Here is a 22,536-nt window from a genome sequence, read left to right as displayed (position 1 = left end):
GCGCAGGCTGTACCGGCCCTCTCGCTGGCAAGCCAGCGAGAGGGCCGGTACAGGCGCCAGTTAAATCCGCTAGTCTTGCTTATCCATTGAAGGAGCCAATGCATGTTCGAATCTGCCGAAATCGGCCACAGTATCGACAAGGAGGCTTACGACGCCGAGGTGCCCGCTTTGCGCGAGGCCCTGCTCGAAGCCCAGTACGAACTCAAGCAGCAGGCGCGCTTCCCGGTGATCGTGCTGATCAACGGCATCGAAGGCGCCGGCAAGGGTGAGACGGTAAAACTGCTCAACGAGTGGATGGACCCGCGCATGATCGATGTGCTCACCTTCGATCAGCAGACCGATGAAGAGCTGGCCCGGCCACCTGCGTGGCGCTATTGGCGGGCGTTGCCACCCAAGGGGCGGATGGGGGTGTTCTTCGGCAACTGGTACAGCCAGATGCTGCAGGGGCGGGTGCATGGGGTGTTCAAGGATGCCGTGCTCGACCAGGCCATCACGGGCGCCGAGCGCCTGGAGCAGATGCTCTGCGATGAAGGTGCGTTGATCATCAAGTTCTGGTTCCACCTGTCCAAGAAACAGATGAAAGCGCGCCTGAAATCCCTCAAGGACGACCCGCTGCACAGCTGGAAGATCAGCCCACTGGACTGGCAGCAGTCCGAAACCTACGACCGCTTTGTACGTTTTGGCGAACGCGTGCTGCGCCGTACCAGCCGCGACTATGCACCGTGGCATATCGTCGAAGGGGTCGACCCGAACTACCGCAGCCTGGCGGTGGGGCGCATTCTGTTGGAAAGCCTGCAAGCCGCGCTGGCCAACAACCCTAAGGGTAAGCACAAGGGCAACGTGGCCCCGCTGGGCCACAGCATCGACGACCGTAGCCTGCTCGGCGCCCTGGACATGACCCTGCGTCTGGACAAGTCTGACTATCAGGAACAACTGGTCACCGAACAGGCCCGGCTGGCCGGCCTGCTGCGTGACAAACGCATGCGTCGGCACGCACTGGTGGCGGTATTCGAGGGCAACGATGCTGCCGGCAAGGGCGGTGCGATCCGCCGCGTGGCGGCGGCGCTGGACCCGCGCCAGTATCGCATCGTGCCGATCGCCGCGCCCACTGAAGAAGAGCGCGCGCAGCCGTACCTGTGGCGGTTCTGGCGGCATATTCCGGCGCGTGGCAAGTTCACCATCTTCGACCGTTCCTGGTATGGCCGGGTCCTGGTGGAGCGGGTGGAAGGTTTTTGCAGCCCGGCTGACTGGATGCGCGCCTACAGCGAGATCAATGACTTTGAAGAGCAGTTGGTGAATGCCGGGGTTGTGGTGGTCAAGTTCTGGCTGGCAATCGACCAGCAGACACAACTTGAACGTTTCCAAGAGCGCGAGCAGATTCCATTCAAACGCTACAAGATCACCGAGGATGACTGGCGCAACCGCGACAAGTGGGACGAATACACCACCGCGGTGGGCGACATGGTTGACCGCACCAGCAGCGAGATTGCCCCGTGGACGCTGGTGGAAGCCAATGACAAGCGTTGGGCGCGGGTGAAAGTGTTGCGCACCATCACCCAGGCGCTTGAGGCCGCGTTTGCCAAGGACAAGAAGTAAGCCCGCAAGCCATGCCGTAGAAGAATGACCTGATGAATTCTTTTCTCGGCATTGGCCACCGTACCCGCCCTCCAAGCCCGTAGAATCCAGACACCCCCACCACGGGCTTGATCGAGGACGCTATGCACACCACTTCCGGCCGCTGGGGCTATGGCTTGTTCCTGGCACTTTTGACCGCATTGCTTTGGGGCATCCTGCCCATCAAGCTCAAGCAGGTGCTGCAAGTGGTGGACCCGATCACCGTCACCTGGTACCGCCTGCTGGTTTCCGGCGGGCTGCTGTTTGCCTGGCTGGCGGCTCGGCGGCGTTTGCCTTCCTTGCGCACATTGTCGTCCAAGGGCAAGGGCCTGTTGCTCGTGGCTGTGCTTGGCCTGATGGGCAACTACGTGCTGTACCTGATCGGCCTGAACCTGTTAAGCCCAGGCACCGCGCAGTTGGTGGTACAAGTCGGGCCGGTACTGTTGCTGGTGGCCAGCGTGTTCGTGTTTCGCGAGCGCTTCAGCCTGGGGCAGGGCTTAGGCCTTCTGATCCTGCTGGTGGGGTTTGGCTTGTTCTTCAACCAGCGGCTGGAAGAGCTGCTGACTTCGCTGGGCACCTACACGACCGGCGTCCTGACCATCTTGCTGGCGACCAGCATCTGGGTGTTTTACGCCCTGAGCCAGAAGCAGTTGCTGACGGTGTGGCATTCGCAGCAGGTGATGATGGTGATCTACCTTAGCTGCGCCGCGCTGCTGACGCCTTGGGTTCACCCGTTGGAGGCGCTGCAACTGAGCCCGTTGCAAGGCTGGCTGTTGCTGGCCTGTTGCTTGAACACGCTGGTCGCTTATGGCGCGTTTGCCGAGGCGCTGGCGCACTGGGAAGCCTCGCGGGTGAGTGCAACGCTGGCGATGACGCCGCTGGTGACCTTCGTCGCAGTGGCGCTGGCGGCCTGGGTGTGGCCTGACTATGTGCAGGCCGAGGACATCAATGCCTTGGGGTATGTGGGGGCGGTGACTGTGGTGTTGGGGTCTACGCTGGTAGCGGTGGGGCCCTCGCTTGTAGCCGGGTGGTGGGCGAGGAGGGCCAGGGTTGCTTGATTGCCTGCCAGGGCCTCTTGCGGATGAGCCGGTTTACCGGCAAACGCACAGCGCCCTGTTATTTCTGCCAGTAGCGCCAACGTGTCATGAGTGAGCTAATCGGCTGACATTCCCTGGATGACAAAGGAAATCCGTCATGAGGAACCTGTGCCGACCGATCGCTGCACTGCTGATTACCCTTTCGGCCCCACCGCTACTGGCCGCTGATGCGACACGAACGCTCAGCGAGCGCGCGAAGACGGCAGTGGATCAACTCAATACCTGGTACAACAGCGTCACCGATGATTGCGGTGGCCCGGACAAACCCGGCTACTTGTGCAGTGGCATCGCGCTGCGGACGACGACCAGCAGCACCGGTTTCCTGCCATGGGAGCCGACCGACAGTCAGCTCGAAAAGGGCAGCATAGCGTTTTCGTGGGTACGCCGTGACAGCACCTTCGGCAGGCCCTTCGGTAACCAGAATGGGCTGGTGCTGTACCCGCCCCAGTACGCGCCGCCTGGCAGCCTTGCCGCTTTGAACGTGCTCTGCACGTTCCCCATCAATGCCAATACCAATCAACGCCCGACCCTGCAAGGCTGCGGCCCGATCAGCGGCTTCGAAGAAACCACCGATACCTGCCAGGCCCTGGGGGTGAATACGGCGCAGCAATGGCTGGACAAGTATCCGCAAGCCAGCAACTACAGGGTGTGTGGTTGGGACCTTCGGCAACCTGCCGCAGCGTCGGCCCATGCGTTCAACACCGCCCTGCGGGCTCGCCAAGGCATGGCCGACGCGCACTGGTCGATCAACAACGAAGTACTGCTACCGGCGTGGGAGAAGGGCCAAGGGGGAGTGTTGCCGGTGCATTCGTTCTTCTATGTGCAAGGCGAGCGCGAAGCCCTGGCCAAGGCCCAATACGACCAGATTCGTTACCACCAGCTTTACGAACAACGGGTGCCGGTGATCAGTGTACGATTCCCCACCGACCGGTCTGGCAGCATGAGCTTCAGCTATGACGAACAGGATCAGGCCGTGGGCCGGCCGACACCTACACCTCGCATCGATTTCGAAGACGTGACGCCCGGGCACTATGCGCGTCTGCTTGCTCACGGCGTCGAATTCCAGCTCAGCCGGGTCACCCGAGGCGTCAGCGACAAACCGCGCGAAGGCGGCGAGGAGCTGATCAAGGGCCATCATCTGGAAGCCGATTCATCGATCAAGCTGGTCCTCGAAGGTGGCGGGCGTCGACTGGTCACCTTCGCCTGGGGATGCACCAGTTATTGCGGGGTCCAGACTGAGATCGCTGGTGAGCATGAAGAGTTGTCGGAAGAGGGCCCTGGGCCGACCATGCATTTCGGCACCAAGGAGCTGATCATCGACGGCCCTGAGGTGTTGACGCTGGTTGTCGACACGGAGGAGGACAATGCCCTGTTGGTGCTCGACAACCTCATCGTAAAAGAATTGCCTGAGAAATGAGGTGGTTGCTCCAGGTTCATCACACTACTTGGGTCTTGTGGTGAACCTGTGAGCGGGGTTTTGTCCCGCGCTAGAACCGCGCGAGGCAACAGATGAATCTAGCCCTTGCCACCCGGTGCGAGCATCTTGTCCGGCCGTACCCATTGATCGAACTGCTCGTTGGTGAGGTACTTCAACTCCAGCGCCGCCTCGCGCAATGTCTTGCCTTCGGCGTAGGCCTTCTTGGCAATTTCCGCTGCCTTGTCATAGCCAATATGGGGGTTCAACGCTGTTACCAGCATCAGCCCGCGCTCCAGATGTGCCGCCATCTGCTCTGCATCCGGCTCGATGCCCGCCACGCAGTGCTGCTGGAAGTTGCGGCAGCCATCGGCAAGCAGTTCGATCGATTGCAACAGGTTATGGATGATCACCGGCTTGAACACGTTCAGCTGCAAATGCCCCTGGCTGGCGGCGAAGCCGATGGCCGCGTCGTTGCCCAGCACCTGGCAGGCCAGCATTGAGAGCGCCTCGCATTGGGTCGGGTTGACCTTGCCCGGCATGATCGAACTGCCCGGCTCATTGGCCGGCAGGCGCACCTCGGCAAGCCCCGCGCGGGGGCCAGAGCCGAGCAGGCGCAGGTCGTTGGCGATTTTCATCAAGGCCACTGCCAGGGTCTTCAACGCGCCCGCCAGGCTGGTCAGCGGTTCGTGACCGGCGAGGGCGGCGAACTTGTTCGGCGCGGTGACGAACGGCAAGCCGGAGAGGGCGGCCAGCTCGGCCGCAATGGCTTCGGCAAAGCCATGCGGGGCATTGAGCCCGGTGCCGACGGCCGTGCCCCCCTGAGCCAGTTCGCATACTGCCGGCAAGGTGGCGCGGATCGCACGCTGGGCATAGTCAAGCTGAGCGACGAAGGCGGAAACTTCCTGGCCGAAGGTGATCGGCGTGGCATCCATCATGTGGGTGCGGCCGGTCTTGACCAGTTTGTGGTGACGAGCCGACAACTCGGCCAGCCCCGAGGACAGCTCGGCGATCGCCGGCAGCAGGTCGTCATGCACCGCTTGGGCGGCGGCGATGTGCATGGCGGTGGGGAAGCAGTCATTGGAACTCTGCGAGCGGTTGACGTGGTCATTGGGGTGCACTGGCGCCTTGCCCCCACGGCCCTTGCCGGCCAGTTCATTGGCCCGCCCGGCGATCACCTCGTTGACGTTCATGTTGCTCTGCGTGCCGCTGCCGGTTTGCCACACCACCAGCGGGAATTGGTCGTTGTGCTCGCCGTCCAGCACTTCGTCGGCGGCCTGTTCGATCAGCCGGGCAATGTCAGCCGGCAGGTCGCCATTGCGGTCGTTGACCCTGGCTGCAGCCTTCTTGATCAGGGCCAGGGCGTGCAGCACCGCGAGCGGCATGCGTTCCTTGCCAATGGCAAAGTTGATCAGCGAGCGCTGGGTCTGCGCGCCCCAGTAGGCGTCCTCCGGAACTTCGACCGGGCCCAGGCTGTCTGTCTCGATACGGCTCATGCTGCGTTCACTCCTTTGTCAGTCAGAATCAGCAGTTTAGGCCCTCATGCGACCGAGCGGTTCAATCGCTCGTCGTGCCACTTGAGCACTGCGCCCTGGCGGGAGCAGAATGCTCTACTCTGAGGTACCGCCTCCCCTCCTTGAAGGAAATGCAATGACCCGTCTCCGTGTCCTCTGTGCTGCCGTCGCCCTGGCCTGTGCCAGCGGCCAGGTACTCGCTGCCACCGCCAGCCATAACGCTGCCGCCGAGAAATTCCTGACCCTGGCCAACGCCGACAAGCTGGGCACCCCGGTGTACATGCAGGTCCAGCAGATGTTCGCTCAGCGCTTCGCCCAGACCAAGGCCCCGTCGTCCAAGCAACCGGTGCTGGAGAGCTACCAGGCCAAGGCCAACGCCGCGCTGGACAACGCCATCGGTTGGAACAAGCTGAAACCGAAGATGGTCGACCTGTACACCCAGACCTTCACCGAGCAGGAGCTCAAGGACCTGGTCAAATTCTACGAATCGCCGCTGGGCAAGAAAGTCCTGCGTGAAATGCCCAAGGTTACCCAGCAGTCGGCCCAGCTGACCCAGCAAAGCCTGGAACCTGCGGTACCGGTGGTCAACAAGCTGCTCGAAGACATGACCAAGGAACTGGACCCGACCGCCGGCAAGGCCGTAGCCCCGGCGAAGAAGTGAGTAATACCCGATGACCATGCAGCAACGCATCGAGCAGCAGCTGGCCGGCCTGGCGCCGCAGCACCTTGAAGTGCTCAACGAAAGCCACATGCACAGCCGTGGCCAAGAGACCCACTACAAGGCGGTGATCGTCAGCGAGCAGTTTGCCGGGCTCAACAGCGTCAAGCGCCACCAGAAGGTCTACGCCACCATGGGTGAGCTGATGCAGCAGATCCATGCCCTGGCCATCCATACCTACACCGCCCAGGAGTGGGCACAGGTGGGGGCCGCACCGGCTTCGCCTGTGTGTGCAGGTGGCGCCAAGCACTGAATCCTTTCCGTCGTTCTGGTACACTGCGCACCATCCTAAGGGGGCCGCTGCGCGGCCCATCGCCGGCGAGCCGGCTCCTGTAGATACAGTGCACTTCTCAAGAGGTGCGCCGTACCTGTAGGCGTCGCCTCGTCGGCGATGGCCTGCGCAACTGCCCCCTGTTTCATGTGACCCCGGTCCGCCCCTTACGAGGGCAACCACCTGGAGATTCAACGCAATGACTCAACCCATCGTCGTGGCGGCGCTGTATAAGTTCGTCACCTTGCAAGACTACGTCGAGCTGCGCGAGCCGCTGCTCAAGGCCATGCTCGACAACGGTGTCAAAGGTACCCTGCTGCTGGCCAATGAAGGCATCAACGGCACCGTCTCGGCCACCCGCGAAGGCATCGACGGCCTGCTCGCCTGGCTGCGCAACGACCCGCGCCTGGTGGATGTGGATCACAAGGAATCCTACTGCGACGAGCAGCCGTTCTACCGCACCAAGGTCAAGCTCAAGAAAGAGATCGTCACCCTTGGGGTGCCGGGGGTGGACCCGAACCAGGCGGTCGGCACCTATGTCGAGCCCAAGGACTGGAATGCCCTGATCAGCGACCCTGAAGTGCTGTTGATCGACACCCGCAACGACTACGAAGTGGCCATCGGCACCTTCAAGGGCGCCATCGACCCGAAGACCGAGACCTTCCGCGAATTCCCCGAGTACATCAAGGCCAACTTCGACCCGAGCAAGCACAAGAAGGTGGCCATGTTCTGCACCGGCGGCATCCGCTGCGAAAAAGCCTCCAGCTACATGCTCGGTGAAGGCTTCGAGTCGGTCTATCATCTTAAGGGCGGCATCCTGAAATACTTCGAGGAAGTGCCTCAGGAACAAAGCCTCTGGGACGGCGACTGCTTTGTCTTCGACAACCGCGTCACGGTGCGCCATGACCTGAGCGAAGGCGAATACGACCAGTGCCATGCCTGCCGCCACCCGATCAACGTCGAAGACCGTGCGTCCGAGCACTATTCGCCCGGCGTGAGCTGCCCGCACTGCTGGGACAGCCTTAGTGAGAAGACCCGGCGCAGTGCCATCGACCGGCAGAAGCAGATCGAACTGGCCAAGGCGCGCAACCTGCCGCACCCGATCGGTTACAACTACAAAGCCGAGGCCTGATGCATGACTGCACGCCTGCTCTATGTGATGGACCCGATGTGCTCCTGGTGCTGGGGGTTCGCACCCGTCGCTGCGGCCTTGATCGCCCAGGCACGTGAAGCGGGCGTGCCTACCCGCCTCATACCGGGTGGTTTGCGTACTGGCGGCACCGCGCTGGACGCCTCTACCCGCAAATACATTCTCGAGCATTGGCAGGCGGTGGCCGACGCCACCGGCCAGCCGTTTCGTTTCGACGGCGCCATGCCTGATGGGTTCGTCTACGACACCGAACCGGCCTGCCGCGCCCTGGTGGCTGCCCGCGAGCTTGATGCTGAGCGGGTCTGGCCGTTGCTGGCGTCGATCCAGCGTGGGTTCTATGAGCGAGGCCTGGACGTCACCACAGCACCGCAACTGGTCGAGCAGGCCGAGCAGGCCGGCTTTGATCGTGCGGCGTTTGCCGAAGCCTTTGCCAGTGCCGACACCCGCGCTGCCACCGCGGCCGATTTCAGCTGGGTGCAGGACCTGGGCATCGCCGGCTTCCCCACGCTGCTGGCCGAACGCAACGGCCAACTGGCCCTGCTGACCAATGGCTACCAGCCGCTGGAGAGCCTGCAACCCTTACTTGCTCGCTGGCTACAGCAGGCCGCCTGTGCTTGATTTGCCAGGGTCGCCAGACCCTGTGCCAGGGAAGCCCGCTGCTGCGCCTGACCGACTGAGCTGGGCAGAAATCCGCCGCCTGGCGCTGCACCACAAGAAAAGCCTCTGGACCGCCAACCTGGTCGCTGTGCTGGCGGCCTGCTGCAGTGTACCCATCCCCTTGTTGTTGCCGCTGCTGGTAGACGAAGTGCTGCTTGGCCACGGTGATGCCGCACTGAAGTTCATGAACCATCTGCTGCCTGATGGGTGGCAGGTGGCGGCCGGCTACATTGGCCTGATGCTGGTCGTTACGCTGTCCCTGCGCCTTGCTGCGCTTGCGTTCAACGTGGTGCAGGCGAAACTGTTCGCCGGGCTGGCCAAGGACATCGTGTACCGTCTGCGCATCCGCCTGATCGAGCGGCTCAAGCGTATTTCCCTCAAAGAATACGAAAGCCTTGGCAGCGGCACCGTCACGACGCACCTGGTCACCGACCTGGATACCCTCGACAAGTTCGTCGGCGAAACCCTGAGCCGCTTTCTCGTCGCGATGCTGACCCTGACCGGCACGGCGGCGATCCTGATGTGGATGCACTGGAAGCTGGCCCTGCTGATCCTGCTGTTCAACCCGCTGGTGATCTACTTCACCGTGCAGCTGGGCAAGCGCGTCAAACACCTGAAAAAGCTCGAAAACGACAGCACGTCGCGTTTTACCCAGGCGTTGGCGGAAACCTTGGATGCCATCCAGGAGATCCGTGCCAGCAACCGTCAGGGCTACTTCCTCGGGCGCCTTGGCGTGCGTGCCCGCGAGGTGCGCGACTATGCCGTGGACTCGCAGTGGAAGAGCGACGCGAGCGGCCGCGCCAGTGGCCTGCTGTTCCAGTTCGGTATCGACATTTTCCGTGCCGCGGCGATGCTCACGGTGCTGTTCTCCGACCTGTCGATCGGCCAGATGCTAGCGGTGTTCAGCTACCTATGGTTCATGATTGGCCCGGTCGAGCAACTGCTCAACCTGCAATATGCGTACTACGCCGCCGGTGGCGCATTGAGCCGCCTCAATGAGCTGCTGGCGCGTGACGACGAGCCGCAATACCCAGGCGCGAGCGACCCGTTCGCGGGCCGTGAAACGGTCGGTATCGAGGTGCGCGACCTGCGCTTTGCCTATGCCGACGAGCCGGTGCTCGAGCACCTCGACCTGTCCATCGCCCCGGGCGAAAAGGTCGCGATCGTCGGCGCCAGTGGCGGCGGCAAGAGCACCCTGGTGCAACTGCTGCTGGGCCTCTACAGCGCCCAGGCCGGGACCATCCGCTTTGGCGGTGCCAGCCTGCAGGAAATTGGCCTGGAAACCTTGCGCGAGCATGTGGCTGTGGTGCTGCAGCATCCCTCCTTGTTCAACGACAGCGTGCGCGCCAACCTGACCATGGGGCGCGAAAGCAGCGATGAAGCCTGCTGGCAGGCACTGCGCATCGCCCAGCTGGACGCCACTATCGCCGCGTTGCCGCAAGGGCTGGACAGCGTGGTCGGCCGCTCGGGTGTGCGTCTTTCGGGTGGGCAGCGCCAGCGCCTGGCGATTGCCCGCATGGTTCTGGCCGAGCCGAAGGTGGTCATCCTCGACGAGGCAACTTCGGCGCTGGACGCGGCCACTGAGTACAACCTGCACCAGGCCTTGGCGCGGTTCCTCAGTGGCCGTACCACGCTGATCATCGCCCACCGTTTGTCGGCCGTGAAGCAGGCCGACCGGGTGCTGGTGTTCGATGGCGGGCATGTGGCCGAGGACGGCGATCACCAGCAGCTGATTGCCGAGGGTGGGTTGTATGCCAAGTTGTATGGGCATCTGCAGCAGACCTGACGGCAATAAATTCCCCGTCACTCAGATGGCAAATGGCCTACGCTGTGCTTGTCTGGGTTGATTCGAGCCTTATCTGCTCTGTGACAGGGACTACATGAAGGGAAATCGCACGCTAGAGGCGCCAAGGCTGCTGGGTATCATCTGGCCCTTCATCGCCGTTGTAGTCTTCCAGGTACTGCTGGGTAGCCTCAGCCTTTACGCGCTGTCGGCGGTTCGTGCCTATGTGGCGGGCGAGAGCCTGTGGTCCAAGGCCCAGAAAGACGCCATCTATTACCTCAACCTGTATGCCGACAGCGGTGACGAGCGTACCTACCAACGCTATCGCCAGGTGATCAGCGTACCTCAAGGCGACCACCAGCTGCGCGAGGTGCTTGACCAGGCAAGCCCGGACCTCGAAGCCGCCCGTCAGGCCGTGCTGCAGGGTGGCAACCACCCGGATGACGTCGATCGCATCATCTGGTTCTACCGCAATTTTCGCCAGCTCAGCTACATGCAGACGGCGATTGCCTACTGGAACATCGGTGACAACTACCTGAACCAACTGGACGTGCTGGCCAACGACATGCGGGCAGGCTTCGCCAGTGGCCGTGCCGAGGCCCGTCAGGTCAGTGAGTGGCGAGCCCGCATCGTCGCTATCAACGAGGGCGTGACGCCAGCGGCTAAGGCCTTCAGCGATGCCCTGGGAGAGGGTTCGCGGATGCTGTTGCGGGTGTTGTTGATCACCAACCTGCTGACAGCACTGTTTCTCATCGCCATTGCCTGGCGCCGTTCAAGCAAGCTGCTGGCCCAGCGCCAGGCCTTCGCCAGTGCCTTGCAGGCGGAAAAAGAGCGAGCACAGATTACCCTGCAAGCTATTGGGGATGCGGTGATCACCACCGATGTCGAGGGGTGCATCGTCTACATGAACCCGGCTGCGGAGCAACTGACCCACTGGCAGGCAGGGCAGGCCCTGGGCCTGCCATTGACTGCGCTGTTCAGCCTGGTGGACGAGCAGGCCGAGAACGACAGTGGCTCGCTGCTGGACCAGGTGCTCAGCGGCAGCCTGAAAGGCGGGGCTGAGCATGCTCGGCTGATCCAGCGCCTGGACGGCAGCACGGTCTCGATCAACCTGGTGGGGTCGCCGATCATCAGTGATGGGCAAATGGCCGGCATCGTGCTGGTGTTGCACGACATGACCCAGGAGCGCCAGTACATTGCCAACCTGTCCTGGCAGGCCACCCACGACGCCTTGACTGGCTTGGCCAACCGTCGCGAGTTCGAATACCGCCTGGAGCAGGCCCTCAACGAACTGGTGCGCCAGTCGGGGCGCCATTCGCTGATGTTCCTCGACCTGGACCAGTTCAAGCTGGTCAACGATACCTGTGGCCACGCGGCCGGCGATGAGTTGTTACGGCACATCTGTGCCGTGCTGCAATCCGGCTTGCGCGAGGGGGATACCCTGGCCCGACTGGGCGGCGATGAATTTGGTGTGTTGTTGGAAAGTTGCCCGCCGGAGCAAGCCGAGCGAATCGCCGAAAACCTGCGCCAGGCTGTGCAAAGCCTGCATTTCGTGTGGAAGGGCCGGCCTTTCGTCACCACCGTGAGCATTGGCCTGGTGCATATGGCGCAGGCACCGGGCACCCTGGAGGCGTCGTTGCGTGCGGCCGACATGGCCTGCTACATGGCCAAGGAGAAGGGGCGCAACCGGGTGCAGGTGTACCATGCCGACGACAGCGAGCTGTCGATGCGCTTTGGTGAGATGGCCTGGATCCAGCGCCTGCATGTGGCGTTGGAAGAGAACCGTTTTTGCCTCTACGCCCAGGAAATCGCCGCGTTGACGTCCATTGAAGGGCCGGGTCATATCGAAATCCTGTTGCGCCTGCACGATGAAAGTGGCCGCACCATTCTGCCGGACAGCTTCATACCGGCGGCCGAACGCTATGGCTTGATGACTGCCCTCGATCGCTGGGTAGTGCGCAATGTGTTCCAGATCATCCGCCAGTGCCTGGATGAGGGCAGGGAAGGGCCGCTGTCAATGTGCGCGATCAACCTCTCAGGGTCGAGCATTGGAGATGACAAGTTCCTTGAGTACCTGCACCGGCTGTTCGTCGAATATGCCATTCCGCCGCGGCTGATCTGTTTCGAAATCACCGAGACCAGCGCAATCGCCAACCTGGGCAGTGCCATCCGATTCATCAACGAATTGAAAGGACTGGGCTGCAAGTTCTCCCTCGACGATTTCTGTGCCGGAATGTCGTCATTCGCTTATTTAAAACATTTACCCGTCGACTTCTTGAAGATCGACGGAAGTTTTGTCAAAGATATGCTGGATGATCCGGTTAACCGGGCCATGGTCGAGGTGATCAATCACATCGGCCATGTCATGGGTAAGCGGACCATTGCCGAGTTCGTCGAAACACCGTTGATCGAGCAGGCCTTGCAGGAGATCGGCGTGGACTACGCCCAGGGCTATCTGATCGAACGACCGCAGGTGTTCACCTGCGACAGTCTGCGGCGCCAACGGATTGCTGCACGGCCCCTGCTGCATCGGGCGCCTGGAACCTTTCGCTGAAAAAGCGTCGGCTTAATCACAGGGATCAAGGAGCGCAAAAGTGATTGATGCATTCGTTCGAATCGGGCCATTGATGGACCCCGCCAGTTACCCCCAATGGGCACAGCAACTGATCGAGGAGTGTCGCGAAAGCAAGCGCCGCGTAGTCGAGCATGAGTTCTACCAGCGTTTGCGTGACGGCCAGCTGCGCCAGGCGACCATCCGCCAGTACCTGATCGGTGGCTGGCCGGTGGTGGAACAGTTCTCGCTGTACATGGCCCACAACCTGACCAAGACCCGCTACGCGCGCCACCCTGGCGAGGACATGGCGCGCCGTTGGTTGATGCGCAATATCCGCGTCGAGCTCAACCATGCCGACTACTGGGTGCACTGGTGCCATGCCCATGGCATCCACCTGCACCAGTTGCAGAGCCAGGAGGTGCCAGCGGAGCTCAACGGGCTCAACGATTGGTGCTGGCGGGTGTGCACCACTGAGTCGCTGGCCATTGCCATGGCGGCCACCAACTACGCTATCGAGGGGGCGACTGGGGAGTGGTCGGCGGTGGTCTGCGCCGAGGACACCTATGCCATGGGCTTCCCCGAGGACCAGCGCAAGCGCGCCATGAAATGGCTGAAGATGCACGCCCAGTATGACGACGCGCACCCGTGGGAGGCGCTGGAGATCATCTGCACGCTGGCCGGTGAGAACCCCACCCAGGGGCTGCGCAACGAGCTGCGCAAGGCCATTTGCAAGAGCTATGACTGCATGTACCTGTTCCTGGAGCGGTGCATGCAGATGGAAGGTCACCAGCAAGGGCGCATGCGCCCGGCGCTGGCGGCGGGCTGATCTTTCGCCGGTACGGCCCCTTCGCGGATGAGCCCGCCGCGGGGCCGTACTGGCGAAAACCTACTGGGCGTTGAACGCCTGCCCGTTCACCCCAGTACTGTCCGGCCCCATCAGGTACAGGTACACCGGCATGATCTCTTCGGGCAGCGGGTTGTTCTGCGGGTTCTCGCTGGGGTAGGCCTGCGCGCGCATCGCCGTGCGCGTGGCGCCCGGGTTGATGCTGTTGGAGCGTACGGGTGCCACGCCTTCCAGTTCGTCGGCCAAGGTCTGCATCAGGCCTTCGGTGGCGAACTTCGACACGCCATAGGCGCCCCAATAGGCCCGGCCCTTGCGTCCGACGCTGCTGGAGGTGAACACCACCGAGGCGTCCTCCGACAGCTTGAGCAGCGGCAGCAGGGTGCTGGTGAGCATGAAGGTGGCATCGACGTTGATGTGCATCACGCGCATGAAGTTATCGCCGGAAAGCTGCTCCAGCGGCGTGCGCGGGCCGATGATCGAGGCATTGTTGAGCAGGCCGTCGAGGCGGCCGAACTGCTCCTCGATCATCACTGCCAGCCCGTCGTACTCGTGGGGCAGGGCGGTTTCCAGGTTGAACGGGATGACCACTGGCTGCGGATGGCCAGCGGCCTCGATCTGGTCATAGACCTCGTTGAGGTTGGCCTCGGTCTTGCCCAGCAGCAGTACGGTGGCGCCCAGGGCGGCATAGGCCTTGGCGGCGGCGGCACCAATGCCACGGCCAGCGCCGGTGACCAGAATGACGCGGCCCTTGAGCAGGTCGGGGCGGGCGGTGTAGTCGAACATTGAAGTTCCCCTGTGTTCTTTAAGGCAAATGCGATCCCACAGGATCAGTGGTCAGGCGCTAGGGATCAGCAGCCGCACAAGGCGCTGTCGATCACCTTGCGCAGTTCCAGGGGGTGGTCCACCACCACGTCGGCACCCCAGTTGTTCGGGTTGTCTTCTGGATGAATATAGCCATAGCGCACCGCCGCCGTGCGGGTGCCGGCATCGCGACCAGACTCGATGTCGCGCAGGTCATCGCCAACGAACAGCACACTGGCCGGGTCCAGGTCCAGGGTCTTGCAGGCCAGGATCAGCGGCTCGGGGTCGGGCTTGCTGTTTTTCACGTGGTCCGGGCAGATCAGCAGCGCCGAGCGTTCGGCCAGGCCCAGGCGCTGCATGATCGGCTCGGCGAAGCGCACCGGCTTGTTGGTGACCACGCCCCACAGCAGGTTGCCTTTCTCGATATCGGCCAACAGCTCGGCCATGCCGTCGAACAGCTTGCTGTGCACCGCGCAGTCACGCTGGTAGCGCTCGAGGAACTCCAGGCGCAGGGCCTCGAAGCCCTCGGCTTCGGGGCTCATGGCAAAGGTTGCGGCTACCATGGCGCGGGCGCCGCCGGAAATCACGTCGCGGATCAGCCTGTCGTCGATGGCAGGCAGGCCGCGCTCGGCGAGCATGGCCTGGCAGATGGCGATGAAGTCCGGCGCCGTGTCGAGCAGGGTGCCGTCCATGTCGAAAAGTACTGCTCGCAAACGCATGCTCATTCCTCGCGCAGGGTCTGGATCATGTAGTTGACGTCGACGTCGCTGCTGAGCTTGTAGTGCTTGGTCAGCGGGTTGTAGGTCAGGCCGATGATGTCCTTGACTTCAAGGCCCGCAACGCGGCTCCAGGCGCCCAGCTCGGACGGGCGGATGAATTTCTTGAAGTCGTGGGTGCCGCGCGGCAGCATCTTGAGGATGTATTCGGCGCCGACGATGGCCAGCAGGTAGGCCTTGGGGTTGCGGTTGATGGTCGAGAAGAACACCTGGCCGCCGGGCTTGACCATGCGGTAGCAGGCGCGGATGACCGAGGATGGGTCGGGCACGTGCTCGAGCATTTCCAGGCAGGTGACCACATCGAACTGCGCTGGCATTTCTTCAGCCAGGGCCTCAGCGGTGATCTGCCGGTATTCCACCTGTACGCCCGACTCTAGTTGATGCAGCTGGGCAACGGCCAGCGGCGCCTCGCCCATGTCGATGCCGGTGACGGTGGCGCCACGTAGGGCCATCGCCTCGCTGAGAATGCCGCCGCCGCAACCGACGTCCAGCACCTTTTTGCCGGCCAGGCTGACGCGCTCGTCGATCCAGTTGACGCGCAGTGGATTGATATCGTGCAGCGGCTTGAACTCGCTCTCGCGGTCCCACCAGCGGTGCGCCAAGGCTTCAAACTTGGCGATTTCGGCGTGGTCGACGTTGCTCATTGAACAGTCCTCTGAACGTGGATGCGAGCTGCAGGCTTCTGGCTGCAGGCCGCAAAAAACAGTAGATCGTGCATGCGCCGCGCGTGCTTGCAGCTTGCAACTGGACGCGCGCAGCTTAAAGGGCTGCAGTATACCCGAGCGCCCGAGGCTGATGGTCGCTATAATCGCCGGCTTTTGATATCCGAACGACGGGGAGAGGCGATGCGCGAGCGACTTTTGGCGGCGGAGAAGGTGACCGGCATCCGCTGGCACGACGGCGCCCTGCACCTGCTCGACCAGCGCCTGCTGCCGTCGGAAGAACGCTGGCTGGCCTGCGACAATGTCGCGCAGGTGGCTGCAGCCATCCGCGACATGGCCGTGCGGGGCGCAGCAGCCATCGGCATTGCTGCTGCCTATGGCCTGGTATTGGCCCTCGAGGAGCGCCTGGCCGAGGGGGGCGACTGGGAAATGGACCTGGAAGAAGACTTCCTCAGCCTTGCCGAGGCACGCCCCACCGCCGCCAACCTGTTCTGGGCGCTCAATCGCATGCGTGAGCGCCTGCAGCGCGTGCGGGCGGACGAAAACGTGCTGGCGGTGCTGGAGGCCGAGGCGGTGGCGATCCATGAAAGCGATCGCGAGGCCAACCTGACCATGGCGCAGCACGGTATCGAGCTGATCCGCCGCCACCAGGGCAACGAACAGACGCTGCTGACCTACGGCAATGCCGGGGCTTTGGCCAGTGGCGGCATCGGTACGGCCTTGGGGGTGATCCGGGCAGGGTTCCTCGAAGGGATGGTCGAGCGCGTGTATGCCGGCGAGACCCGCCCTTGGTTGCAGGGATCGCGCCTGACTGCCTGGGAGCTGGCCAACGATGGCATACCGGTCACTTTGTGCGCTGACTCGGCGCTGGCTCACCTGATGAAGAGCAAGGGCATCACCTGGGTGGTGGTCGGTGCCGACTGCATCGCTGCCAATGGAGATGTTGCCAGTAAGATCGGCACGTACCAACTGGCCGTCAGTGCCATGCACCACGGTGTGCGCTTCATGGTGGTGGCGCCGAGCACCAGCATCGACCTGAACCTTGCCACCGGGGAAGATATCCCGCTCGAAGAGCGTGACGCCGACGAGTTGCTGGATTACGCCGGCACCCGCGTGGCACCGCAGGTGGAAGTGTTCAACCCGGTGTTCGACGTGACCCCTGCGGACTTGATCGATGTGATAGTGACCGAGCGCGGTATCGTCGAGCGGCCGGACACCGCCAAATTGGCTCAATTGATGTGCCGCAAGCGCTTGCACTAGCAGGCCTGTCCTATCGCCGGCCTAACCCAGTGGGGCCGGTTTGGCGGCGATAGGAGCGAATCAAAGCAGCCGCAACTTCCTGCCCCAGCGGCAACCTGCCATATCTCCCCACCGCCACTGCCTTTGTGATAACATCCGGCAGTTTCCAAGACCGCCCATCACGGCGGCCAATTTTGCGCAGATCCATGGCACAACTCATTGATTTGTCGTAAGTCGTCGCACCCCTATGCGCTGCGGCGGCGAGCTTCGTTCGGCCCTTGATGGAGCTGCGAAGTTTCACCAGAAAAAGGAATCAGGCTTCTCATGGGCGAACTGGCCAAAGAAATCCTCCCGGTCAATATCGAAGACGAACTGAGACAGTCTTACCTCGACTACGCGATGAGCGTGATTGTCGGGCGAGCGCTGCCCGATGCGCGTGACGGCTTGAAGCCCGTGCATCGCCGCGTTCTCTATGCGATGAGCGAACTGGGCAACGACTGGAACAAGCCGTACAAGAAATCCGCCCGTGTGGTCGGTGACGTGATCGGTAAGTACCACCCGCACGGCGACACTGCGGTCTACGACACCATCGTGCGTATGGCCCAGCCTTTCTCGCTGCGCTACCTGCTGGTCGACGGCCAGGGCAACTTCGGTTCGGTCGACGGTGACAACGCCGCGGCCATGCGATACACCGAAGTGCGCATGGCCAAGCTGGCCCACGAATTGCTGGCCGACCTGCACAAGGAAACCGTCGACTGGGTGCCCAACTACGACGGCACCGAGCAAATCCCGGCGGTCATGCCGACCCGTATCCCCAACCTGCTGGTAAACGGCTCCAGCGGTATTGCCGTGGGTATGGCGACCAACATCCCGCCACACAACCTCGGTGAAGTCATCGATGGCTGCCTGGCGCTGATCGACAACCCCGAAGTCACCGTCGATGAGCTGATGCAGTACATCCCGGGCCCCGACTTCCCGACTGCCGGTATCATCAACGGCCGTCAGGGCATCATCGAGGCCTACCGCACCGGCCGTGGCCGCATCTACATGCGCGCCCGTTCCGAAGTCGAGGATATCGACAAGGTCGGTGGCCGCCAGCAGATCGTGGTTACCGAGCTGCCGTACCAGCTGAACAAGGCGCGGCTGATCGAGAAGATCGCCGAGCTGGTCAAAGAGAAGAAGATCGAAGGCATCACCGAGCTGCGCGACGAGTCCGACAAGGACGGTATGCGCATCGTCATCGAGCTGCGCCGCGGCGAGGTGCCCGAGGTGGTGCTCAACAACCTCTACCAGCAAACCCAGCTGCAGAGCGTGTTCGGCATCAACGTGGTAGCGCTGATCGACGGCCGCCCACGCGTGCTCAACCTCAAGGACCTGCTCGAAGCGTTCGTCCGCCACCGCCGTGAAGTGGTGACGCGCCGTACCGTGTTCGAGCTGCGCAAGGCGCGTGAGCGTGGCCACATCCTTGAAGGGCAGGCGGTTGCGCTGTCCAACATCGACCCGGTCATCGCCCTGATCAAGGCCTCGCCGACGCCGTCCGAAGCCAAGGAAGCATTGATTTCCACTGCCTGGGAATCCAGCGCCGTGCAGGTCATGGTCGAGCGCGCCGGCGCCGACTCCTGCCGCCCGGAGGACCTGCCAGAGCAGTATGGCCTGCGTGAAGGCAAGTACTACCTGTCGCCAGAACAGGCCCAGGCGATCCTCGACCTGCGCCTGCACCGCCTGACCGGCCTGGAGCACGAGAAGCTGCTGGCCGAGTACCAGGAGATTCTGGAGCAGATCGGCGAGCTGATCCGCATCCTCAGCAGTGCCCAGCGCCTGATGGAAGTGATTCGCGAAGAGCTCGAAGCGATCCGTGCCGAATATGGCGATGCGCGCCGCACCGAGATCCTCAATGCCAGCCACGACCTCAACTACGGCGACATGATCCCGGAAGAAGAGCGCGTGGTGACCATCTCCCACGGTGGTTATGCCAAGACTCAGCCGTTGTCCGCCTATCAGGCCCAGCGCCGTGGCGGCAAAGGCAAGTCGGCCACTGGCGTGAAGGACGAGGACTACATCGAGCACCTGCTGGTCGCCAACAGCCACGCCACCCTGTTGCTGTTCTCCAGCAAGGGCAAGGTGTACTGGAAGAAGACCTACGAAATTCCTGAGGCATCCCGCGCCGCGCGTGGCCGCCCGCTGGTCAACCTGCTGCCGCTGGAGGAGGGTGAGCGCATCACCGCCATGCTGCAGATCGACCTCGAGGCGCTGCAGATGAGCGCCGATCCGGATGAAGAGCTGGAAGACGGCGACGAGGGCGTGATCGAAGGTGAAGTGGTAGACGTCGAAGAAGTCGACGAAGAAGACGGCGACACCCCGGAGTGGGTGGCTGAACCGACCGGCGCGTACATCTTCATGGCGACTGCTTCCGGTACCGTCAAGAAAACCCCGCTGGTGCAGTTTGCCCGCCCGCGCTCCAACGGCCTGATCGCGCTGAAGCTGAAAGAAGGCGATACCTTGATTGCTGCGGCCATCACCGACGGTGCCAAGGAAGTCATGATGTTCTCCGACGCCGGCAAGGTGATCCGCTTCGCCGAGAGCGTGGTGCGCGAAATGGGCCGTACCGCCCGTGGTGTGCGCGGCATGAAGCTGGGCAAGGGGCAGCAGATCATCTCGATGCTGATCCCGGAGTCTGGCGCGCAGATCCTTACCGCTTCGGAGCGTGGTTTCGGCAAGCGTACCCCGCTGTCCAAGTTCCCGCGTCGCGGCCGTGGTGGCCAGGGCGTCATCGCCATGGGCACCAAGGGGCGCAATGGCCTGTTGATCGGTGCCATCCAGGTGCAGGAAGGTGAAGAGATCATGCTGATCTCCGACCAGGGCACCTTGGTCCGTACGCGGGTGGGTGAAGTGTCCAGCCTGAGCCGTAACACCCAGGGTGTGACCCTCATCAAGCTGGCCGCTGACGAAACGCTGGTAGGCCTGGAGCGTATCCAGGAGCCCTCCGAGGAAGAACTCGACGAACTGATCGAGGCGGATGGGGAGGGTGTCGAGGCCGACGCACCAGACGCGGCGGATGACGACACTGCGGGCGCCGAAGAGGCACCGCAGGAGTAAGCAAGCGCAACAACCCGAGCGGGGCGACCAAGGTCGCCCCGTTTGACTGATTACAGGCGGCCAACGGGTTGCGAAGCAGCCCCGATACAGCCAGGCCGTCCCTGCGGGGCGGGCCAGCAAGATACGATTTTGTTCTATTTGGCAGAGCGAGAGTGGATGTGAGCAAACGAGCCTTTAACTTCTGCGCAGGCCCTGCCGCGCTTCCTGAAGCTGTTCTGCAGCGGGCCCAGGCCGAAATGCTGGACTGGCGTGGCAAGGGCTTGTCGGTGATGGAAATGAGCCATCGCAGCGACGACTACGTGGCCATCGCCGAGAAGGCTGAGCAGGACTTGCGTGACCTGCTGTCCGTCCCCTCGAACTACAAAATCCTGTTCCTGCAGGGTGGCGCCAGCCAGCAGTTCGCCGAGATCCCGCTGAACTTGCTGCCGGAAAACGGCACTGCCGACTATGTCGAAACCGGTATCTGGTCGAAAAAGGCCATCGAGGAAGCGCGTCGCTTCGGCAACGTCAACGTCGCCGCCAGCGCCAAGCCCTACGACTACCTGGCGATCCCTGGCCAGAACGACTGGAACCTGACCAAGAACGCAGCCTACGTTCACTATGCGTCCAACGAGACCATTGGTGGCTTGCAGTTCGACTGGGTACCTGAAACCGGCGAGGTCCCGTTGGTGGTCGACATGTCGTCCGACATTCTCTCGCGCCCGATCGACGTGTCGCAATTCGGCCTGATCTACGCTGGCGCACAGAAAAACATCGGCCCGAGCGGCCTGGTGGTGGTGATCGTTCGTGAAGACCTGCTGGGCCATGCCCGCAGCAGCTGCCCGACCATGCTCGACTACAAGGTGTCGGCGGACAACGGGTCCATGTACAACACCCCGGCGACCTATTCCTGGTACCTCTCGGGCCTGGTCTTCGAGTGGCTCAAGGAGCAGGGTGGTGTCGACGCCATGGAGCAGCGCAACCGCGCCAAGAAAGACCGTTTGTACGGTTTCATCGACAGCAGCGCGTTCTACACCAACCCGATCAGCCATAACGCCCGTTCGTGGATGAACGTGCCGTTCCGTCTGGCTGACGAGCGTCTGGACAAAGCGTTTCTGGCCGGTGCCGACGCCCGCGGCCTGCTCAACCTCAAGGGACACCGTTCGGTAGGCGGTATGCGCGCCTCGATTTACAACGCCCTGGGCCTGGACGCCGTTGAAGCCCTGGTGGCCTACATGGCCGAATTCGAGAAGGAGCACGGCTGATGTCCGAACACGAGCTCAAGGCGCTGCGCGTTCGCATCGACAGCCTCGACGAGAAGATCCTCGAGCTGATCAGCGAGCGTGCCCGTTGCGCCCAGGAAGTGGCCAAGGTCAAGACCGCCTCGCTGGCCGAGGGCGAAAAGCCGGTCTTCTACCGTCCTGAACGCGAAGCGGCAGTGCTCAAGCGTGTCATGGAGCGCAACAAGGGGCCGCTGGACAATGAAGAGATGGCGCGGTTGTTCCGTGAAATCATGTCGTCCTGCCTGGCGTTGGAAGAGCCGCTGAAAATCGCCTACCTGGGCCCGGAAGGTACCTTCACCCAGGCGGCGGCGATGAAGCATTTTGGCCATGCGGTGATCAGCCGGCCGATGGCAGCCATCGACGAAGTGTTCCGCGAGGTGGCGGCCGGCGCTGTCAACTTCGGCGTGGTGCCGGTGGAAAACTCCACCGAGGGTGCCGTCAGCCACACCCTGGACAGCTTCCTCGAGCACGACATGGTCATTTGTGGCGAAGTCGAGCTGCGTATTCACCACCACCTGCTGGTGGGGGAAAACACCAAGACCGACAGCATCACCCGCATCTACTCCCATGCTCAATCGCTGGCCCAGTGCCGCAAATGGCTGGATGCGCACTACCCGAACGTCGAGCGCGTGGCGGTGTCGAGCAATGCCGAGGCGGCCAAGCGGGTCAAGGGTGAGTGGAACTCGGCGGCGATCGCCGGCGACATGGCGGCCAACCTCTATGGCTTGACCCGTCTGGCCGAGAAGATCGAAGACCGCCCCGACAACTCCACGCGCTTCCTGATGATCGGCAACCAGGAAGTACCGCCGACCGGCGACGACAAGACCTCGATCATCGTGTCGATGAGCAACAAGCCCGGTGCCTTGCATGAGCTGCTGGTGCCCTTCCACCAGAACGGCATCGACCTGACCCGCATCGAGACTCGTCCGTCGCGCAGCGGCAAGTGGACCTACGTGTTCTTCATCGACTTCGTTGGCCACCACCGCGACCCGCTGATCAAGGCGGTGCTGGAGCAGATCAGCCAGGAGGCTGTGGCGCTGAAGGTGCTGGGCTCTTATCCAAAGGCGGTGCTTTGAATGCGTTC

Annotated in this window: 18 protein-coding genes; 14 read left to right on the top strand and 4 right to left on the bottom strand. The window is 62.6% G+C overall.

The window, feature by feature from the left end; genetic code table 11:
• Positions 1-102: 102 nt before the first annotated feature.
• The 3 genes from pap (at position 103) to APH34_RS07135 (ending at position 4,128) form a co-directional block, all read left to right on the top strand.
• Positions 103-1,596, top strand: a complete 1,494-nt coding sequence (gene pap / locus APH34_RS07145; RefSeq protein ID WP_054900484.1) for a polyphosphate:AMP phosphotransferase — start codon at positions 103-105, stop codon at positions 1,594-1,596.
• Positions 1,597-1,718: 122 nt separating this feature from the next.
• Positions 1,719-2,672 (top strand): DMT family transporter, encoded by a 954-nt coding sequence (locus APH34_RS07140; protein WP_054900483.1) that lies wholly within the window; start codon positions 1,719-1,721, stop codon positions 2,670-2,672.
• Between the two features lie 136 nt (positions 2,673-2,808).
• A complete protein-coding gene (locus APH34_RS07135) occupies positions 2,809-4,128 on the top strand; it encodes a hypothetical protein (RefSeq protein ID WP_054900482.1) in 1,320 nt (439 codons plus the stop codon).
• 98 nt (positions 4,129-4,226) lie between these two features.
• On the opposite strand, the gene APH34_RS07130 is transcribed toward APH34_RS07135, so the two are convergent.
• The gene (locus tag APH34_RS07130; protein ID WP_054900481.1) at positions 4,227-5,621 is read right to left on the bottom strand and encodes a class II fumarate hydratase; all 1,395 of its coding nucleotides are present in this window, start codon (positions 5,619-5,621) and stop codon (positions 4,227-4,229) included.
• Between the two features lie 154 nt (positions 5,622-5,775).
• Between APH34_RS07130 and APH34_RS07125 the strand changes: the two genes are divergently transcribed.
• From APH34_RS07125 to APH34_RS07095, 7 genes are all read left to right on the top strand, one after another.
• The gene (locus APH34_RS07125; RefSeq protein WP_054900480.1) at positions 5,776-6,300 is read left to right on the top strand and encodes a DUF2059 domain-containing protein; all 525 of its coding nucleotides are present in this window, start codon (positions 5,776-5,778) and stop codon (positions 6,298-6,300) included.
• Between the two features lie 10 nt (positions 6,301-6,310).
• Positions 6,311-6,610, top strand: coding sequence for a BolA family transcriptional regulator (locus APH34_RS07120; RefSeq protein ID WP_054900479.1), 300 nt, complete (start codon positions 6,311-6,313; stop codon positions 6,608-6,610).
• 217 nt (positions 6,611-6,827) lie between these two features.
• Positions 6,828-7,760 carry a rhodanese-related sulfurtransferase gene (locus APH34_RS07115; protein WP_054900478.1) on the top strand — a complete coding sequence of 311 codons (933 nt, stop codon included), beginning with the start codon at positions 6,828-6,830 and terminating at the stop codon, positions 7,758-7,760.
• 3 nt (positions 7,761-7,763) lie between these two features.
• The gene (locus tag APH34_RS07110) at positions 7,764-8,396 is read left to right on the top strand and encodes a DsbA family protein (RefSeq protein ID WP_054900477.1); all 633 of its coding nucleotides are present in this window, start codon (positions 7,764-7,766) and stop codon (positions 8,394-8,396) included.
• Positions 8,389-10,221 (top strand): ABC transporter ATP-binding protein, encoded by a 1,833-nt coding sequence (locus APH34_RS07105; protein WP_054900476.1) that lies wholly within the window; start codon positions 8,389-8,391, stop codon positions 10,219-10,221. Before APH34_RS07110 ends, APH34_RS07105 begins: the two co-directional genes overlap by 8 nt.
• A 94-nt stretch (positions 10,222-10,315) precedes the next feature.
• Positions 10,316-12,772, top strand: coding sequence for an EAL domain-containing protein (locus APH34_RS07100; RefSeq protein WP_054900475.1), 2,457 nt, complete (start codon positions 10,316-10,318; stop codon positions 12,770-12,772).
• A 40-nt stretch (positions 12,773-12,812) separates the two neighbouring features.
• A complete protein-coding gene (locus APH34_RS07095; protein WP_054900474.1) occupies positions 12,813-13,598 on the top strand; it encodes a TenA family transcriptional regulator in 786 nt (261 codons plus the stop codon).
• A gap of 60 nt (positions 13,599-13,658) precedes the next feature.
• Here the strand turns inward: APH34_RS07095 and APH34_RS07090 are convergent, their stop codons facing one another.
• The 3 genes from APH34_RS07090 to ubiG all read right to left on the bottom strand — a co-directional run bounded on the left by APH34_RS07090 (position 13,659) and on the right by ubiG (position 15,837).
• Positions 13,659-14,399: a YciK family oxidoreductase gene (locus APH34_RS07090; RefSeq protein WP_054900473.1), complete on the bottom strand. Its 741-nt coding sequence runs from the start codon at positions 14,397-14,399 to the stop codon at positions 13,659-13,661.
• A gap of 65 nt (positions 14,400-14,464) precedes the next feature.
• On the bottom strand, positions 14,465-15,136 hold the full coding sequence (mupP, locus tag APH34_RS07085) for an N-acetylmuramic acid 6-phosphate phosphatase MupP (protein WP_054900472.1): 672 nt from the start codon (positions 15,134-15,136) through the stop codon (positions 14,465-14,467).
• A 2-nt stretch (positions 15,137-15,138) separates the two neighbouring features.
• Positions 15,139-15,837 (bottom strand): bifunctional 2-polyprenyl-6-hydroxyphenol methylase/3-demethylubiquinol 3-O-methyltransferase UbiG, encoded by a 699-nt coding sequence (gene ubiG / locus APH34_RS07080; RefSeq protein WP_054900471.1) that lies wholly within the window; start codon positions 15,835-15,837, stop codon positions 15,139-15,141.
• A gap of 201 nt (positions 15,838-16,038) precedes the next feature.
• Here ubiG and mtnA point away from each other — a divergent pair, with 201 nt between their 5' ends.
• The 4 genes from mtnA (at position 16,039) to pheA (ending at position 22,528) form a co-directional block, all read left to right on the top strand.
• A complete protein-coding gene (gene mtnA / locus APH34_RS07075; RefSeq protein ID WP_054900470.1) occupies positions 16,039-17,115 on the top strand; it encodes an S-methyl-5-thioribose-1-phosphate isomerase in 1,077 nt (358 codons plus the stop codon).
• A 303-nt stretch (positions 17,116-17,418) separates the two neighbouring features.
• Positions 17,419-20,190: a DNA gyrase subunit A gene (gyrA, locus tag APH34_RS07070; protein WP_054900469.1), complete on the top strand. Its 2,772-nt coding sequence runs from the start codon at positions 17,419-17,421 to the stop codon at positions 20,188-20,190.
• Positions 20,191-20,348: 158 nt separating this feature from the next.
• Positions 20,349-21,434 (top strand): 3-phosphoserine/phosphohydroxythreonine transaminase, encoded by a 1,086-nt coding sequence (gene serC / locus APH34_RS07065; RefSeq protein WP_054900601.1) that lies wholly within the window; start codon positions 20,349-20,351, stop codon positions 21,432-21,434.
• Positions 21,434-22,528 carry a prephenate dehydratase gene (gene pheA, locus APH34_RS07060; protein WP_013971453.1) on the top strand — a complete coding sequence of 365 codons (1,095 nt, stop codon included), beginning with the start codon at positions 21,434-21,436 and terminating at the stop codon, positions 22,526-22,528. The genes serC and pheA overlap by 1 nt, the downstream gene beginning before the upstream one ends.
• Positions 22,529-22,536: the final 8 nt, after the last annotated feature.

This window comes from Pseudomonas sp. NBRC 111131 (assembly GCF_001320525.1).
GTDB lineage: Bacteria > Pseudomonadota > Gammaproteobacteria > Pseudomonadales > Pseudomonadaceae > Aquipseudomonas > Aquipseudomonas ceruminis.
This window is presented reverse-complemented; position numbering and strand designations above follow the sequence as displayed.